A 17,129-nucleotide genomic window follows, 5' to 3' on the forward strand; every position below is an offset into this window, starting at 1 on the left:
GCGGTCTTCCCGTTTATCGCATGCCGGCCCGGCGGCCGCCGGCAAGCATGATGACGCTGATGATGATTAGGCCGGTCATGATGAGGCGGATGCCTGCGCCGAGCCCGTAGGTGTTGAGCATGGAAACAACAAGGAACATGAAGAGCGATGCGCCCCAGATGCCCGGTACGTTTGAATCGCCGCCGGCGACCGCCGTGCCGCCGATCACGACGACGGCAATCGAGGTCAGCAGATATTCCGAGCCCATGTTGAGCGCCGCGCCGCCGGAGAAGCAGGCGAGCAGGTAGCCCGCGACGGAAGCGAGCACGGCGCAGAACAGGTAGGTGACGAAGCGCGTGCCGTCGACCGGAATGCCCGCCATCCGCGCAGCCGGCATGCTCTGGCCGATTGCCGAGATCCAGCGACCGTAGATCGTCTTCTCAAGCAGGAACCAGGCGATCAGCGAGATGAGCAGAGCGACAATCGCCACGTTCGGGATGCCGAGTGTGTTCGAGGTGGTGAATTCCGCAAGCAAGCTCGGGGGTTTGATGCGCAGTCCGCGGTTCGTCCAGATCGCCGCGGACTGCACGATGAAGCTCATCGACAGCGTGGCGATGATCGGCGGAATTCTCAGCGCCTTGATGAGCACATAGTTGCCGATGCCAACGGCAAGGCCGATGACGATGGCAATGAGCAGCCCCGGCAGGATCATTCCGTTTTCGACATTCATCAGTTTCAGCGCCACGGTACCAGCAAGCGTCATGGTGGCGGGAACCGAGAGATCGATATTGCCTGGGCCGAGCGTGATGACGAACATCTGGCCGATGCCGACGATGACCGAAAAGGCGGCGAAGGTGAGGGCGGCCTGCGACAGGCCGAGCGTGCTTGCGCCGAAGGTGACCATGATCGTCAGGAACCAGACGACGAAGGCGGCCAGCCATGACCAGATCCAGGGTTTGCCGATAAGGTTGAGGCGAGACGTCATCGGCGTTTCTCCCGCTTCTCCAGGCGGTTCAGCATCAGGCGTAGCGCCAGCACGATGATCAGGATCGCGCCTTGAGCGCCGATCTGCCAGTCGGGCGAGATACGCAGGAAGGACAGGAAAGAGCCGGCCAGCGTCAGTGTCAGGGCGCCGATGACGGCGCCGATCGGAGAGACGCGGCCGCCGATGAACTCGCCGCCGCCGAGGATGACGCCGGCGATCGACAGAAGCGTGTAGCGCAGCGCGATGTTGGCGTCGGCAGAGGTTGTGAGACCGACGAGGGCGATACCAGCAAGCACGGCGAAGACTCCGGCGAGCCCGTAGGCTGCGGCGCGGGCTGCGACAATCGACCAGCCCGCGCGTTCGACCGAGCGCTGGTTGCCGCCGATGCCGCGGATCAGCACACCGAGCGAGGAGCGCGTGACGAGAACGTGGGCGACGGCGGCAATGACGATGCTCGCAACGATCGCCATCGGCGCCAGCGGCGGCTTGACGGTCATCATCCAGCGGACCCAGTCCGGCGCCTGACCGCCCGGCGCCGGCAGCAGCATTACGGCAAGGCCACCCCAGACGAAGCTCATACCGAGTGTCACGACGATGGATGGCAGATTGCGCAGATGGATGACGACGCCGAGCGCCGCATAGGCCGCAATCGCGCCGGCGAGGATCAGGATTCCGATGACAGGGGTATCGCGCAGAAAAGTGGCGCTGACACAGGCGACGAAGCTGACAAAGGTACCCATCGACAAATCGAGATCGTTGACGGCCATGACAAGCATCTGGGCGATCGTTGCAAGCGCGATCGGCACAGCCAGATTGAACAGCAGGTTGAGCCCGACATAGCTCATGGCGCGCGGCTGCAGCCAGAAGACGGAAGCGAGCAGCAGGGTCAGCGACAGGGCGGGAATGGCAAGACGCATCGCGTCCGAGGAGAGCCGGAACGTCATGCGGCGACCCCTTCGAAGGAGGCCGCAATGATGTTCTTCTCGCTGACGGTATCGCCGGCGAGTTCCGCGGTAATGCGGCCTTCGCGGAAGACGTAGACGCGGTCGCAAAGGCGGACCTCGTCAATCTCGGTCGAATACCAGATGAAAGTGCGCCCGCGCGATGCTTCCTCGCGGATGATAGCATAGACTTCCTGCTTGGTTCCGACGTCGACGCCGCGCATAGGGTCATCCATCAGGACGACCGGCGCACGTGTCGAAAGCGCGCGCGCAAACAGCACCTTCTGCTGGTTGCCGCCGGAAAGCGACAGGATAGGGTTCGCCATGTCGGGTGTGCGGATTTCGATCCGGCGCTTCCAGTCGGCGCCCTTCGTCTGCTCTGCGTCCGCGAGGATGACCCCCCGTCGGGACAGATCGCCGAGCGAGGCGATCGAAAAATTGCGCACGATGCTCCACAGTTCGAAAATGCCGTTGAGTCGGCGGTCGCCGGCGACGAAGGTGACGAGTGAATCGCGTTCGGGCAGCCAGTTGCCGGCCTGGGCGGCATGCAAGGCGAGGAGAAGTTCGGTCTGCCCGTGGCCGGCCAGCCCCGCCAGTCCGATGATTTCGCCCTTGCGGGCTGCGAAAGGCCGGCCCGCCGTCTGATGCGACAGAATGAGAGGAGCGTCGGACTGTACGCGCGCCGGGCGATCACCGGTGTCTTCCCTCGCAACGGTGCCCATGGCCTCCACAAGGCCATGATGGTCAAATTCGCGCGCCGAACGTTCGGCAACGACGCGGCCGTCCTTCATGACAATGATGCGGTCGGCGGTTTCGAGGATCTCGTGCAGAATATGCGAGATGAAGATGACGGAGCCGCCGGCGGCGACGAAGCGGCGGACATGATCCAGCATCTGGCGGGCTAGGCTTGCGTCGAGCGACGAGGTCGGTTCGTCGAGGATCACCAGCCGCGGCGCAATACCGGCATCGGAAAAGGCCATTGATATCTCGACCATCTGCCGTTCGGCGATCGAAAGGTCGCCGACGGCGCGGCCGCTGTCGATGCCGTGGCCGGGAAAGACGGCGTCGAGGCTTTTCTCGATGATCCTTGCTGCCCGCCTGCGCCAGCCGAAACCGCCGAGATGGCGGTGCATGATGCGCGTATTTTCCGCGATCGAGAGGTTGGGACAGAGGGACAGTTCCTGGAATACGCAGCGCACGCCGCGAGCGCGCGCGGCGTTGATGCCGTAACGCTCCAGGCGCTCGCCATCGCTTGCCACGCTTCCCTCATGCGGCGTCAGCCCGCCATTGATGACGCTGACGATCGTCGATTTGCCGGCGCCGTTGTGTCCGACGAGCCCGACGCATTCGCCCGGCATAACGCGGAGCGTGACGCCGTCTAGCGCCCTGACCGCGCCGAAGCTCACCTTGGCGCCATCGACGGCGATCACCGCCTTCAAAACGTCATCCATGCTTGCCCGCCACACCTGATCCAAGGAGTGCCGCGCAGCCATTTGCGACCGCGCGGCAATCGCCGGGAGATTACTTCGCCGACTCGATGACCTTGATCGCGTCCGCCTGCGTGTACTCGACATTGGCAACGCCGCCGGCCTGGGTATTGGCTAGGTTGGTTTCGAGATTGTCCTGGTCAATCCGCAGGAAGGGCACGACAAGATCCTTCTTGACCTGCTTGCCGTCGAGGATCTGCTGGGCCACCCAGAAAGCGAGCGTCGAGACGCCGGGCGCGATCGACACAGACATTGTCTCGTAGCCTTTGGCGTCCTTCTGCTCCTTCCACCACTTCAATTCATCTTCGCGGTTACCCATGATGATGATCGGCATCTTCCTGTCGGTCGCGGCGATCGCCTGTGCGGCGCCATAGCCATCGCCACCCTGCGTCACCACGCCGGCGATCTCAGGCAGGCTTGGCAGGATGCCCGCAACGGCCTTCTGCGCCACGTCCTGCGCCCAATCGCCATGCACGGAGCCGACAATCTTGAACTGCGGGAACTGCTTGACGCCCTCGTGGATGCCGGCCGAGATCTCGTCATCGACGAAGACGCCGGCAAGGCCGCGGATCTCGAGCAGATTGCCGCCTTGCGGAAGTTTCTTCGACAGATACTCCACCTCGCTGCGGCCCATTTCCTTGAAATTGACGGCGATGCGCCAGGCGCAGGGTTCGGTGACGATGCCGTCGAAGGAAACGACGGTGATGCCGGCATCGCAGGCTTCCTTGACCGCGCCGTTCAACGCCGTCGGCGAGGCGGCGTTCAGGACAATCGCATCATAGCCCTGCAGGATCATGTTCTGGATCTGCGCCGCCTGTTCCGTCGCCTGGTTTTCGGCGGTGGTGAAGGGGTCAGCTGCGGCGACGACGCCGGCCTTGACGGCTTCGCCTGTCACTTTGCCCCAGCTCGTCAGCATGGCTTGGCGCCACGAGTTGCCGGCATAGTTGTTGGAAAGGGCGATCTTCTTGCCGGATGTGTCAGCAAAGGCAGAAACGGGCATCGCGGCGCAAGCAAGAGCGGCCGATGCCAGAAGCATCTTACGAATTGTCATGTCTTCCTCCCTCATGATAGGCCGGTCGGCCGATCGCTTCACTGCTGCCGGCTTAAGCGGGCTTAAGTGAAAATTGTTCTTGCACTGAGCTTCCTCCTCTCAGTAAGGGCAGGATGCGGGAGATCGGCCAGTCTGTACAGGGGCAAGGTGGCAAGTCGTTTGCGGGTTTTGCGCAATAAGCTGCGGGTTTACGCAAGACGGCGGACCATCCGCGGGCGCTTACTGGGAAACGTTCACGACGGGTTGAGGAGCCTGTCATGACGGGGAGGAACTGACAATGCTGCAACCAGCACCCGCAGCCCTGTTCGACCATTATCTCGGCATTTCCCGGCTGCTCGCCGGCCAGCTCGATTTCCGTTCGGCCATCCGCTCCGTCGCCGCCGAGGTCGCCCACATCATCCCGCACGACCATCTCGACGTCTGCGTGTTGCTTGAGGGCGGCAACTACCACACGGCCTACGAGACCGGCATCGAGACCGCCTGGGGCGAGATCGCCGGCGCGCCGGTGGTCAACAGTCCCATTCGTTCGCTGCTTTGGGGCGAGGTCGACTTTCTGCTTGCCGACGATGCCATGACGGATCCGCGCTTCCATTTCGAGGGCGCTTTCAAGCGGCCGATCGTCGAACAGTCGCTGAGAAGCCGCCTGCATGTCCCGATGAAGGTGCAGGGCACGATCATCGCAGCGCTTTCCTGTTCGTCTCACAAAGCGGGCGTCTATACGATGGAGGATATCGAGCGCGCCCGCATCATCGCAGATCTGCTGACGCCCTATTTCTTCGCGCTGCAGGCGGCCGAGCAGGCGCAACGCTCTGCGATCGTGGAGGCGGAGGCCCGCGCCCGTGAGGAGGGGTTGCGTCAAGGCGCCCTGAAACTGACGGAAGCGCTGGAGCAGGAGCGTCAACGGATCGGTATGGACCTTCACGACCAGACGCTTGCCGACCTGACGCGGCTGGCGCGCCGGATCGATCGGCTGTCGCGCAACGGCGAGGTGACGGCCGAGGTACTGGAGCCCGTTTCACGATCTTTGCAGCATTGCATGCAGGATCTGCGGCAGATCATCGAGCAGGCAAAACCATCCGTTCTCCAGCTCTTCGGCCTCGCCCAGGCAATCGAGCATCATCTCGACCGATCGACGCGCGATGCCGGATCGGCGATCGAATGGGGTCTGGTCGATGAAACGAATGGCGCGCTGGAGCAGCTGGAACCGACCGTCAGCGTCGCCCTGTTCCGGATCGCCCAGGAGGCGATCAACAATGCCGTGCGCCATGCTGCGCCCCTGGCAATCATGGTGAGGCTCGAGGCCGACAAGGAACAATTGTCGATCGAAATTTCCGACGATGGAACCGGGCTCTCCAAGGTCCGAGGACGGATCGGCGGCGGCATCGACAATATGAAGACCCGCGCGCGGCTGATCTCGGCACGTTTCACGACGGGACCTGGCCATAACAACCGGGGAACCGCGGTCCGCGTCGTACTGCCGCTAGGGCCCGGTCCAGCGCCGAATGGGCCGGCGGGCGAATAAAACTGAGGAGCAAAGCGAAAATGAAGGTTCTGATCGTCGAGGACGACCCATTGCACCGGTCCTACCTGCACGAGGCGGTCAATGCGGCCCTGCCGGAATGCGATACCGTGATCGAGGCGGAGAATGGAACCGCCGGCGAAAAGCTCGCTCGCGACCACAAGTCGGCGCATATCGTCATGGATCTGCAGATGGCCAATAGAAACGGCATAGAAGCGGCGCGTACGATCTGGAAGGAGCGGCCGGAGACACGCATCCTGTTCTGGTCGAATTATTCGGACGAAGCCTATGTGCGCGGCGTCTCGCGCATCGTGCCGGATGGCGCTGCCTATGGCTACGTGCTGAAATCCGCTTCCGACGAACGGCTGAAGCTTGCGCTGCGTTCGATTTTCATCGAGAGCCAGTGCGTCATCGATCGTGAGGTGCGGGGCCTGCAGCAGAAAAGTCTCGGCCAGACGAACGGCTTCACCGATTCCGAATACGAGATCCTCGTCGACATCGCGCTCGGCCTCACCGACCGCGCCATCGCCAAACGCCGCGGCCTGTCGCTGCGCAGCGTCCAGAACCGCCTGCAGCAGCTTTATGACAAGCTCGATGTCTATCAGACCGCCGGCGATGACCACGAGGACGGCCGCTTCAACCTGCGTGCCCGCGCCGTCACCGTCGCACTTTTGCGCAAACTGCTGAATTACAGCGCGCTGGAACGGGCCGAGGCGGAGCTGCAGGAGTGGCTTGACGGAAAATAGCCGTAGAGGGGCTCCGGGTTTGAATGCGGCGCCTGCTCGGGTGTTCAGCGGCCGTTTTCTTTTCGCCAGGCCTGGTATTTCTGCTGATGTTCTTCCTTGGTACAGGGGTAGAGGCCGATGATTGCTTCGCCGGCCTTGACCCGCTCAAGGACGAAGTCCTCGTAGCTTTCCATATTCGTGCATTCATCCGCGAGTTCATCGGCCAGATGGGCGGGGATGACCATGACGCCGTCCCGGTCGCCGACCAGGACATCACCGGGAAACACGGCGACATCGCCGCAGGAAATCGGGACGTTGATGTCCAGCGCTTCGTGCAAAGTCAAATTGGTTGGCGCCGACGGCTTGGCGTAATAGGCCGGCATGTCAAGCGCGCCAATCCCCTCGGCATCACGAAAACCGCCGTCGGAGACGACGCCCGCCGCGCCACGGAGCGCCAGCCGGGTGATCAGGATGGAACCCGCCGTCGCAGCCCTTGCGTCCTTGCGCGCGTCCATCACCAGCACCTGCCCTGGAGGGCATGTCTCCATCGCGACTCTCTGCGGGTGATTTGGGTTCTGGAAAACCGTGATTGGATTGCGGTCCTCGCGAGCGGGAATATAGCGCAGCGTGAATGCCTGTCCGACCATCGCCTCGGCTTTGGGCGCCACCGGCACGACCCCCTGGATGAACTGGTTTCGAAGGCCGCGTTTGAAGAGGGCGGTGGCGATCGATGCGGTGGAGATCTTCTTGAACTTCGCGCGTGTCGCCTCGCTCAGCACGTAATCGGTCATTCTCATTCCTCCCTCAATAAATATCCGGTTCGCCAGCGCTTTGGCCGAAACCCGTTTCTAGAAAATCGAAGTCACAGCCCTGGTCGGCCTGCGTCACATGGCGGGAGAACATCCAGCCATAACCCCGCTCGAAATGCGGCTCCGGCGCCTTCCATGCATCTCGACGGCTGACGAGTTCGGCCTCGTCGACCAGCATGTCGAGCCGGCGGTTGGACAGATCGAGGCGGACGATGTCACCGGTTCTCAGCAATGCCAGCGGGCCGCCGATATAGCTCTCCGGCGACACATGCAGAATGCAGGCGCCGTAGGAGGTGCCGGACATTCTCGCGTCCGAGATACGCAGCATGTCGCGATGCCCCTGTTTGATCAAAGCCTTCGGGATCGGCAGCATGCCCCACTCGGGAAACCCCGGTCCACCGAGCGGCCCGGCATTGCGCAGCACGAGCACGTGGTCGGGCGTGACGTCGAGATTTTCGTCATCGATCGCCTTCTTCATTTCCGGATAGCTGTCGAAGACCAAGGCCGGCCCCTGATGCACATGATATTTCGGGTCACAGGCAGCAGGCTTCATCACGGCGCCGTTGGGGCAGAGATTGCCGCGCAGGACGGCGAGCGATCCCTCGTGATAGACCGGATTCGAAAGCGGCCGGATGACATCGTCGTTATAGACCTCAGCGCCCATCAGGTTTTCGCCCATGGTCTTTCCGGTGACGGTCAGGGCCGTCAGGTCGAGCCGGTCCTCGAGCTGTTTCATCAGCGCCCGCAATCCGCCCGCATAGAAGAAATCCTCCATCAGATAGTCCTTCCCCGAGGGGCGGACGTTTGCGATGAGCGGCGTCACCCGCCCCAGTAGGTCGAGATCGTCGAGCGTCAGGTTGATGCCGGCGCGTCTCGCCATCGCAATCAGATGGACGACGGCGTTGGTGGAACAGCCGGTGGCCATGGCGACGATCGCGGCGTTGCGGCATGCCGCTTCCGTGACGATCCGGTCGGGCGTCAGATCCTCCCAGACCATCTCGACGGCGCGGCGGCCGCAGGCGGCCGACATCCGCTGATGATTGGCGTCGACGGCCGGAATGGACGAGGCGCCCGGCAACGTCAGCCCCATCGCATCGGCAATCGCGGTCATGGTGCTGGCGGTGCCCATCGTCATGCATGTGCCGGCTGAGCGGGCGATGCCGCCCTGAACGCCGAGCCACTCGGCATCGGTGATGTTGCCGGCGCGACGCTCGTCCCAATATTTCCAGGCATCTGAGCCGGAGCCGAGGATTTTGCCGGCGTAATTGCCGCGCAGCATCGGCCCGGCCGGGAGGTAGATCATCGGCACGCCGGCCGACAGCGCCCCCATGACGAGGCCGGGCGTGGTCTTGTCGCAGCCGCCCATCAGCACGACTCCGTCGAGCGGGTGCGAACGGATCGTCTCCTCCGTCTCCATCGCCAGCATGTTGCGGTAGAGCATGGAGGTGGGCTTCGTAAAACTTTCGTCGACCGACAGCGACGGCATTTCAACGGGGAAGCCGCCGGCCTGCGAGACGCCGCGCTTCACATCCTGCACACGCTCCTTGAAGTGGGAGTGGCAGGTATTGAGCTCGGACCAGGTGTTGAGGATGCCGATGATCGGCTTTTCGCGAAAATCCTCCTCGGCGTAGCCGAGCTGCATCATGCGCGAGCGATGGCCGAAACTGCGCAGGTCATCCGGCGCGAACCATCGCGCGCTTCGCAGCATGTCCGGCGTTTTTCTGTGTGTCATGAGGATACCTTCTCGGGATGGGAAAATCGCATTCGCGGCTATTCCTTCATTCCCCATTTCTGGATGGTGTGGCGCTCGATCGTCTGGAAGACGAGGTTTTCGACGATCAGGCCGATGATGATCACGGTCAAGAGGCCGGCGAAGACTGCCGGAATATCGAGAAGGTTGCGGTTCTCGAAGATGAACCAGCCAAGGCCTCCCTGGCCCGAGGAGACGCCGAAGACGAGCTCGGCGGCAATTAGCGTGCGCCAGGCGAAGGCCCAGCCGATCTTCAGGCCGGTGAGAATGGAAGGGAAGGCGGCCGGCACGAGGATCCGCAGCACATAGGAAATGCCCGTCAGTCCGTAGTTCGCGCCGACCATGCGCAAGGTGCGCGAGACCCCGAGGAAACCGGAATGGGTATTCAGCGCCACTGCCCAGAGAACCGAATGCACCAGCACGAAGACGAGGCTGGAGGCGCCAAGGCCGAACCAGATCAGCGCCAGCGGCAGAAGCGATATCGCCGGCAGCGGGTTGAACATCGCCGTCATCGTTTCGAGAAAATCTGTGCCGATGCGTGTGTTGATGGCGAGCACGGTCAGGAGTGCGGCGAGCACCGTGCCGAGCGCGTATCCCATGAATAGGATCTGCAGTGTCGTCCAGATGCGGGCCGGCAGCGTGCCGTCGGCGAAACGGTCAATCAGCGTGATGATCGTGTCGCTGAGCGTTGGAAACAGAAGGGGATTGTCGAGATAGGAGGCGTAGACCTGCCAGACGATCGCTAGCGTGACGATCAGCAATGTCTTGCGCAGTGCGCCGATGCCCCAGAGCGTTTCGAATGCACTCAGCCTCTGTTCGACCGGTTTGACGTTGTCGTAGGGCTTGGTGGCCTCGACATCGGGCGCAAGGATGATGTTTGCGGATAACATGGTTCTATTCCTTGTGGCCTGGTTCCGAGGAAAACAGCAGGTTATGGATGTCACGCTCAAGGACTGCGGCGCTCCCGTCTTCGTGGCTGATCTTGTCGACATCGACCACTTCCGCCTTGACCCTGCCCGGGTGCGGCGACAGGAGCAGGATCCGGTTCGAGATCTTGATCGCTTCGGCAATCGAATGCGTGACGAAGATGACCGTGAACCGGGTGTCTTCCCAAAGCTGGAGCAACTCGTCCTGCATCTGCCGGCGGGTGAGGGCATCGAGCGCTGCGAAAGGCTCGTCCATCAGGAGGATATCCGGCTGCATCGCCATGCCGCGAGCGATCGCGACGCGCTGCTTCATGCCGCCGGACAGCGTGTGGGGATAGCTGTCGACGGCGCGCGTCAGCTTCACCTTGTCGATATATTCGCGTGCCAATGCTTCGGCGTCGCCCTTCGGCAGCTTGCGGGCGACCAGCAGCGGGAACATGACATTCTCAAGCACCGTCTTCCAGGGCATCAGCTGGTCGAACTCCTGGAAGACCATCATGCGGTCTGGCCCCGGGCACTTCACCTTGCGCCCGTTGATATGGATGGAGCCTGCCGACGGCGTCATGTAGCCGCCGACGGCTTTGAGAAGCGTTGACTTGCCGCAGCCGGACGGTCCGAGCAGCACGAACCTGTCGGATTGGCGGACGGAGAAACTGACGCCCTCGGTGGCGGTGACCAAGAGATTCGGGGTCTTGTAGCGCAGCGTCACATTGTCGACCTTGAGGAGGGGCTCTCTCTCGGCCGCCGGTGCGGTCTCGTTGTCTGTTCGGGCAGTGGCCTGAAGCATTGGAATTACTCCTTGAAGAGGGGAGCGGCGGCTCTGAAGCGCCGCTCCCGGGGCCGTCAATTGCCATTGAGATAGGCGGAATCGGACAGGTAATAGTCGGTCCAGGCCTTCGGCATGGTCTTGAGCGTGCCGATCTTGTGCAGGTGCTCGGCGAATTTCATCGTGCCCTGCGGATCGGTGCGCCATTCGTCCATGCCCGGCTCCTTCAACATGGCGAGCACATCATCGAGGCTGGTCTTGTCGCCCGACACCGTCTTGTAGGCTTCAAGGGCTGCCTTGGGATCCTTCTTGATGAAGGCGACCGCTTCTTCCGTCGCTTCGCGCAACGCCTTGACGATCTTCGGGTTGGCATCGGCAAATGCAGTGGTGGTGAAGAAGGTCGCCTGCGTCAGCGCGCCTCCCAGGATCTCCTTGGAATCGGTCACCCTATGCACGCCTTGCTGCTTCAGCTCGATATATTGGAAAGGCGGCGCCGAGAAATGGTTCTTAACCTCGTGGTTCGGGTTGGCGATTGCCGCAACCGCGTCCGGATGCCCGAGCTGAACGGTGTTTGCATCGAATGTCTTGACCTTGTCCTCGCCGAACATCTTCGCCGCCGCCATCTGCAGCAGAATGGCCTGGGTGGACACGCCGACCGTCGGCACGGCGATCTTGTCGGACGGGGTAATGTCCTTCAGCGACTTGATGCGCGGATCATTGCTGACCATGATCACCGGCTGCGCGGAGCTGGTGATGATCCCCTTTACCTTTCCCCTGGTGCGGTCCCAGAGCAGAAGCAGGTTGCCGGTGCCTGTATTGACGACGTCGACGTTGCCGGCAAGCAAGGCATCCGTCTGAGCGCCGCCGCCGCTGAAGGTCCGCCACTCGACGGTCACATCAGCCACACCCTCGGCAGCCGCATGCTTTTCGATCAGCTTCTGCGTCTCCATGACGTGGCTGGCGAGGTAGAGAATGCCCGGCTGGCGGGTAATCGAAATAGCGGTCTTCTCCTGTGCCTGGCTCGCCGAGGCAAGGCCAAGCGTCACGGCCGCGGCCACAAGACAATGTTTTAGAATTTGCATCTGGTCCTCCCAAAGGATGCGGGCCTCAACCCTCTGCCGCCTTTCCCGAGGCGGATTTTGCCATTGAAGCACTAATGCATCAGTGCATCAACCCAAAAAATGTGGTTTAGTCGATTTGCACGACGCGAAAACAGGGCAGGGACATGAGCGGAATGGTTCGGGAAAGCCAGTTGGATCGGTCACGACAGGTGGCACTGCAGATCCACGAGATATTGCGCGCAAGGATACTGACGGTGGAACTTGCACCGGGAACGGTATTGTCGCGCGCGTCCCTCCAGCTTGAATTCGGAGTCAGCCAGACGCCTGTGCGCGATGCCTTGATGCGGCTTCAGGAGGAGGGACTTGTCGAAGTCTATCCGCAATATGCGACTGTTGTCGCCAAGATCGACACCGATCATGCGCGACAGGCGCAGTTTCTGCGGCTGTCGATCGAACTTGAGGCGGTGCGGCGGCTGACCGAGGAGGCGCCGGTCGAAACGGCGGCGGAGTTGCGCGAGATTTTGGCGCGGCAAAAGGCGGTCGGGTCCCCCGAGACCTATGACATCTTCGACGACATCGACCGCGATTTTCACCGGAAGCTCTACGAGAGGGCGGGCATTTTGCAGCTCTGGGCGAATGTCCGGCGCCAGAGCGTGCATCTCGACCGGTTGCGGCGCCTCAACCTCCCGATGCCGGGCAAGATGCAAACGGTCCTCGCCGACCACGAATCAATTGTCGATGCCATCGCTTCGGGTAAGCCGGAAGCGGCGACAGCGGCGCTCCGAAAACATCTGTCGGGCACGTTGTCGATCATCGATGAGATCCGAGCCCAGTATCCAAATTATATTCGCGGCTGAAGGTCGAACGCGTCAGCTTGGCCATCGCAAGCTTTCGAGAGGAAATGCTCCCGCGCCTATCGGAAACCTCATCATAACCTGCCGAAGACGGACCCCCGACATCGAAAACGAAGTCCATCCTCCCGCTTTCGTTGACGTGGAACCATAGCGATCATTGCTTCGCCACAGCAGCGAATCATTTCGAGTACCTTTCAAACACCTCCGCGTCGCCACGCCCAATCTCGATTCCGATGACGGTCGGCAGGACGAAGCGCGGACTGCCGCGCCGCCGCACGACGCGCAGCAGCGTATCGTTGCTTACCGGCAACATCAGCCGGTTGGCAAAGGTGGCCGCTGGCCTGCCACCCACTGCAAGCCCGAGATGATGAACGATGTGGTCGAGCCTGGCAGCTCGCCGCGCTGAAGGCGCGAGAATGTCCCCGTCGAAGCGCTCGGAGAAGATTTGCCCGCCGCACAGCACTGCGTCGCAGTGGAACCGCGCGCTTTTAGGGCAAGCCGAACGGACTTTCCCACCAAGAGCAGGTCAGGCTGGCGTCGCTGATATCCACTGTGGCGTCACTCGGCGGCAACCTTATTTGCCTGCCAGCACTGACCTACATCAGGTCGCGCGCGATGCGCTTCTCTTCGAACATCTTCCTGAAAATTTCCGTCTCGCCTTCATAGGCAATGACCGAGGCGCTGATGATCCAGTCCTTTGCCGTACAGGATATGGATGACGTCGAGACCGTGCGGACGAACCAGCCCGAGCGCTGCATGTCACATGTCCATGTCGAGATGCCGGACATCGACAGCGGGTCATCCGGCGCGATCGACCAGGTTTCCTCGCGAAGCTGCCGCGTCGACAGGCCAGTGCCAGGATGTTCGAAAAGCCCGGTATCCTCGTGGATTTCATAGCGGGTAAGGCCGGCCGACAGATCGCGCACGACATGCCGCTTCGTCGAGCCCGGCGCGTGTTCGATATATTTCGGCAGCGGATCGGGATCGTCAGGCTGTTTTACATCGATGAGCTCATGTGTCCCAAGCAAAGGCAGGCCAAGGCCGACGGAGGCGATGTCAATCGTCAGACCCGGATCTTCCGGCGGCGGCAGGACCGTCGGCCAATAGGCCGTCGACAGCGACAGGCGAATACGGTGCCCCTTGCGGAAGCGGTAACCGCAGGCATCCAGGGTAAGGCTCACAGTCGTGCGTTCACCCTTGCTCATCGGTGCGGGCGCTGCATTGCCGTTGCGATGAGCGAGATTGAGCACGCCAAAGGAGACGCGGGTCGCCGTGCCATCCGGATGGATGTCGACGAGCCTTGCGCAGAGATTGGCGGTTTCGGCATCGCATCTGAGCGCCAGCGTCACGACTGGGCGGCCGAGATAATCATGATCTTCAGCCAGCAGCGCGGTCTGGAAGGTCAGCGAGCCGGCATCGTCGAGGCGCTGATCGATCGCCAGCTCCGCATCCGGCTTCAGCGTGAACCATTCGCCCGAGGCGGTGCCCGTGTCGAGCGGCGAGCGCAGGTAGACGGGGTGCTCCGGCGCATGCGGGATCGGCATGCCCTCCATCAAGCCGCCGAACTGCTCGACATAGAAGCAGTGCAAGTCGGGCGGCTGCCAACGACGCTTGGCGACCCAGAAGCCCGGATCGAAATCGCGGCGCGTGGCTGGCTTTATGGAATCGAGAATATAGGCGCGCACAGATGGCATGGTCTCCACGCCGTTGCGCTCGCTGCGCAGCCAGCGGTTCCACCAGGCAATCGCTTCGCTGTGGAAATCGGCGCGCGGCTTCGGCCAGGCGAAATGCGGATATTTGTGAACCCAGGGACCAATCAGCGCCTTCGCCTTCTCGCCGAGGCCTTCGACTGCGAGCAGCGGCGTATTGCGATAGCCATCCGCCCAGCCGGCGATGACGATGGCCGGAATATCGAAACTCTCGAAATCCTCGCAGATCGAACCATGCCGCCAGAAATCGTCGCGGCGCTGATGCTGGAGCCATTCCTCCATGAAGAAGGGTTCCTGCTCTAAGCGTTCCAGCCACATATCCCGCCAGTCGTCGCCGACGATGGCCGGATCGGGAGGGCGCGATTGGTAGGCAAGCATCGTCGCCGCCCATGAAAGCTGAGCGGAGAGATGGCTGCCATTCTTGTAGTGGATGTCGTCATTGTAGCGGTCGACCGTGGAAGCGATCGAAATCACCGCCTTCAGCGCCGTGGGCTTCAGGGCCGCGACCTGCAGGCAGTTGAAGCCGCCCCAGGAAATGCCCATCATGCCGACGGAGCCGTTGGACCAGGGCTGCTCCGCAATCCAGGCGATCAGCTCGCAGGCATTGGCAAGCTCCAGTTTGGTGTATTCACCATCGATGATGCCGCTGGATTCACCTGAACCTCTGATATCGACGCGCACGCCGGCAATACCGGCGGCGGCAAAGACCGGGTAGGTGGATTCATCGCGGGGGCTCGTTCCATCGCGCTTGCGGTAGGGCAGGAACTCGAAGACCGCCGGCACCGGGTCGCTCTCCGCGCCATCGGGCATCCAGATGCGCGCGGCGAGACGCGTACCGTCCTTGAGGGTGATCCAATGATTTTCGATGGTGGTGAAGCTGCGCTCAGCCATGATCATATATCGCGGAGTTAGGCATTGAACCATACCCGGCTGCCGATGTACCCGTTCGACATATCGTTTCCGATATCGTCGACATATCCCTTCAGCGTTTTCGAAGAAGCCATGATGTAGTCGTTGAAGACGGGCAGGATCAGACCACCATCATCTCGCACCATCAGCGCCAATTGCCGATAAAGTACCCTTCGCTTGGTCTCATCGAGCTCGGACCTTGCCTGCAGCACCCCCTTGTCGAAGTCAGGGCGCTTGAAACGCGTGTCGTTCCATTCCGCGGTCGAAAGGTAGGAGGTGGAATAGCGCGAATCCTGTGTCGGGCGGCCGCCCCAGAAGGAGGCGCAGAAGGGCTGCTTGTTCCAGACGTTAGTCCAATAGCCGTCTTCCGGCTCGCGCTTGACGTCGATTGTGATGCCTGCCTTGCGCGCGCTTTGCTGGAATAGGATGGCCGCATCCACGGCGCCTGGAAAGGCTGCATCGGAGGTGAGCAACTGAACCGGACGGTCGAGGCCCGATTTCTTGAAGTGGAAGGCGGCCTTGTCCGGATCATACGGCCGCTGCTCGATATCGGTCGGGGCAAGGGCGTAATTAGAATTGACTGGATAGTCGTTGCCGATCGTTCCGTAGCCGCCCAGCACCTTGTCCAGGATCGACTGGCGGTCGATGGCATATTTCAGCGCAAGGCGAAGGTCGTTGTTGTCGAAGGGTGCCGTGTCGCAATGCATCAGGAAGCAGTAAAAGCCCTTGCCGGCGTTCCGCACGATATCGACAGTCGGTGCCCGCTGCAGCATCGGGACGGTCTTCGGGTCGACATTGTTGACGAAATGGACCTGGCCGGAGGCGAGCGCCGCAATGCGAGCGGTGTTGTCATTGATGACGAGGATTTCCACGCTGTCGACAAAGCCTCGGTCGGAGCGCCAATCCCTTGAGTTCTTCTCAAAGGAAGCACGAACGCCGGGTTCAAAGTTCTTCAGAATGTAAGGACCGGTACCGATGGCGGCTGCAGGCTTGCCGACGCCACCCTTGGGTTGGATGATCAGATGATAGTCGGTGAGAAGGAGAGGCAGATCCGCATTGCCTTCCGAAAGCGTCAGGACAAGCTCGCCCGCCTTTTCTTCGATGCCGGTGATCGAGGCCATCAGTCCGAGTGCACCGGACTGCGAATTCTTGTCCGCATGGCGCTTCAGTGTCGCGACGATGTCGGCGACGGTCATCTTGCTGCCGTCGTGAAACTGGACGTCGTTCCTGATCTTGAAAGTCCAGACGGATGCGTCCGCGGATGGCGTCCAGGAAGTCGCCAGTGACGGCAAGGGCGCACCCGTCTTGGGGTCGGATTCGACCAGCGTATCGCCCCAAAGGCGGCCAATGACGAACAAGACAGAAGCGCTGTATGTGGCGGGGTCGAGCGCATCGCTGGTGGCGCCGCCCTTGAGGCCGAGTTTCAGATGACCACCGCGCTTGGCTTCCTGCGCGCGGGCATCGCGCGGCATCAGAAGACCGGAAGTGAGGGCCGGCAAAGCGCCCAGCGCGACTGCGCCGCCGAGGAAGTTGCGGCGGTCGATTTTCAGCTGCAAAGAATGATCCTTTTGATGCGTCATGACAGTTCCCTCTTTTCAGTTTTGTAAGAGGGAGCCTAGAGGCCAGGCAGGCTCGCGCAATTTCGCGGCTTGACGCAT

Annotated in this window: 15 protein-coding genes; 3 read left to right on the forward strand and 12 right to left on the reverse strand. The window is 61.8% G+C overall.

What is annotated here, in order from left to right:
• Window positions 1-13: 13 nt before the first annotated feature.
• From GGI60_RS21530 to GGI60_RS21545, 4 genes are all read right to left on the reverse strand, one after another.
• On the reverse strand, window positions 14-964 hold the full coding sequence (locus tag GGI60_RS21530; RefSeq protein WP_064686536.1) for an ABC transporter permease: 951 nt from the start codon (window positions 962-964) through the stop codon (window positions 14-16).
• Entirely contained in the window at window positions 961-1,908 is a 948-nt protein-coding gene (locus GGI60_RS21535) for an ABC transporter permease (protein ID WP_183918355.1), read from the reverse strand. The genes GGI60_RS21530 and GGI60_RS21535 overlap by 4 nt, the downstream gene beginning before the upstream one ends.
• Window positions 1,905-3,356 carry a sugar ABC transporter ATP-binding protein gene (locus GGI60_RS21540; protein ID WP_183918353.1) on the reverse strand — a complete coding sequence of 484 codons (1,452 nt, stop codon included), beginning with the start codon at window positions 3,354-3,356 and terminating at the stop codon, window positions 1,905-1,907. Before GGI60_RS21540 ends, GGI60_RS21535 begins: the two co-directional genes overlap by 4 nt.
• Window positions 3,357-3,426: 70 nt before the next feature.
• Complete coding sequence (locus tag GGI60_RS21545; protein WP_183918352.1) at window positions 3,427-4,443, reverse strand: ABC transporter substrate-binding protein; 1,017 nt, start codon at window positions 4,441-4,443, stop codon at window positions 3,427-3,429.
• 277 nt (window positions 4,444-4,720) lie between these two features.
• Between GGI60_RS21545 and GGI60_RS21550 the strand changes: the two genes are divergently transcribed.
• Window positions 4,721-5,965: a sensor histidine kinase gene (locus tag GGI60_RS21550; protein ID WP_183918350.1), complete on the forward strand. Its 1,245-nt coding sequence runs from the start codon at window positions 4,721-4,723 to the stop codon at window positions 5,963-5,965.
• A 20-nt stretch (window positions 5,966-5,985) separates the two neighbouring features.
• Entirely contained in the window at window positions 5,986-6,708 is a 723-nt protein-coding gene (locus tag GGI60_RS21555) for a response regulator transcription factor (RefSeq protein ID WP_097665023.1), read from the forward strand.
• 44 nt (window positions 6,709-6,752) lie between these two features.
• Here GGI60_RS21555 and GGI60_RS21560 read toward each other — a convergent pair whose 3' ends face one another.
• The 5 genes from GGI60_RS21560 to GGI60_RS21580 are packed head-to-tail and all read right to left on the reverse strand — an operon-like array spanning window position 6,753 to window position 12,020.
• Window positions 6,753-7,478 carry a ribonuclease activity regulator RraA gene (locus tag GGI60_RS21560; RefSeq protein ID WP_183918348.1) on the reverse strand — a complete coding sequence of 242 codons (726 nt, stop codon included), beginning with the start codon at window positions 7,476-7,478 and terminating at the stop codon, window positions 6,753-6,755.
• 13 nt (window positions 7,479-7,491) lie between these two features.
• Window positions 7,492-9,228, reverse strand: a complete 1,737-nt coding sequence (gene araD, locus GGI60_RS21565) for an L-arabinonate dehydratase (RefSeq protein ID WP_183918346.1) — start codon at window positions 9,226-9,228, stop codon at window positions 7,492-7,494.
• Window positions 9,229-9,266: 38 nt separating this feature from the next.
• Window positions 9,267-10,136, reverse strand: a complete 870-nt coding sequence (locus tag GGI60_RS21570; RefSeq protein WP_183918344.1) for an ABC transporter permease — start codon at window positions 10,134-10,136, stop codon at window positions 9,267-9,269.
• A gap of 4 nt (window positions 10,137-10,140) precedes the next feature.
• Entirely contained in the window at window positions 10,141-10,959 is an 819-nt protein-coding gene (locus tag GGI60_RS21575) for an ABC transporter ATP-binding protein (protein ID WP_183918342.1), read from the reverse strand.
• A gap of 56 nt (window positions 10,960-11,015) precedes the next feature.
• Window positions 11,016-12,020, reverse strand: coding sequence for an ABC transporter substrate-binding protein (locus GGI60_RS21580; RefSeq protein ID WP_183918340.1), 1,005 nt, complete (start codon window positions 12,018-12,020; stop codon window positions 11,016-11,018).
• A gap of 143 nt (window positions 12,021-12,163) precedes the next feature.
• Here GGI60_RS21580 and GGI60_RS21585 point away from each other — a divergent pair, with 143 nt between their 5' ends.
• Window positions 12,164-12,856, forward strand: coding sequence for a GntR family transcriptional regulator (locus GGI60_RS21585; protein ID WP_183918338.1), 693 nt, complete (start codon window positions 12,164-12,166; stop codon window positions 12,854-12,856).
• Window positions 12,857-13,031: 175 nt separating this feature from the next.
• On the opposite strand, the gene GGI60_RS21590 is transcribed toward GGI60_RS21585, so the two are convergent.
• The 3 genes from GGI60_RS21590 to GGI60_RS21600 all read right to left on the reverse strand — a co-directional run bounded on the left by GGI60_RS21590 (window position 13,032) and on the right by GGI60_RS21600 (window position 17,051).
• Entirely contained in the window at window positions 13,032-13,316 is a 285-nt protein-coding gene (locus GGI60_RS21590; RefSeq protein WP_183918336.1) for a hypothetical protein, read from the reverse strand.
• Between the two features lie 133 nt (window positions 13,317-13,449).
• Window positions 13,450-15,453 carry a CocE/NonD family hydrolase gene (locus GGI60_RS21595; protein ID WP_183918334.1) on the reverse strand — a complete coding sequence of 668 codons (2,004 nt, stop codon included), beginning with the start codon at window positions 15,451-15,453 and terminating at the stop codon, window positions 13,450-13,452.
• Window positions 15,454-15,470: 17 nt separating this feature from the next.
• Window positions 15,471-17,051 (reverse strand): ABC transporter substrate-binding protein, encoded by a 1,581-nt coding sequence (locus GGI60_RS21600; protein ID WP_183918332.1) that lies wholly within the window; start codon window positions 17,049-17,051, stop codon window positions 15,471-15,473.
• Between the last annotated feature and the right edge of the window lie 78 nt (window positions 17,052-17,129).

The organism is Rhizobium lentis, from assembly GCF_014200175.1.
GTDB classification, from domain to species: domain Bacteria; phylum Pseudomonadota; class Alphaproteobacteria; order Rhizobiales; family Rhizobiaceae; genus Rhizobium; species Rhizobium mulingense.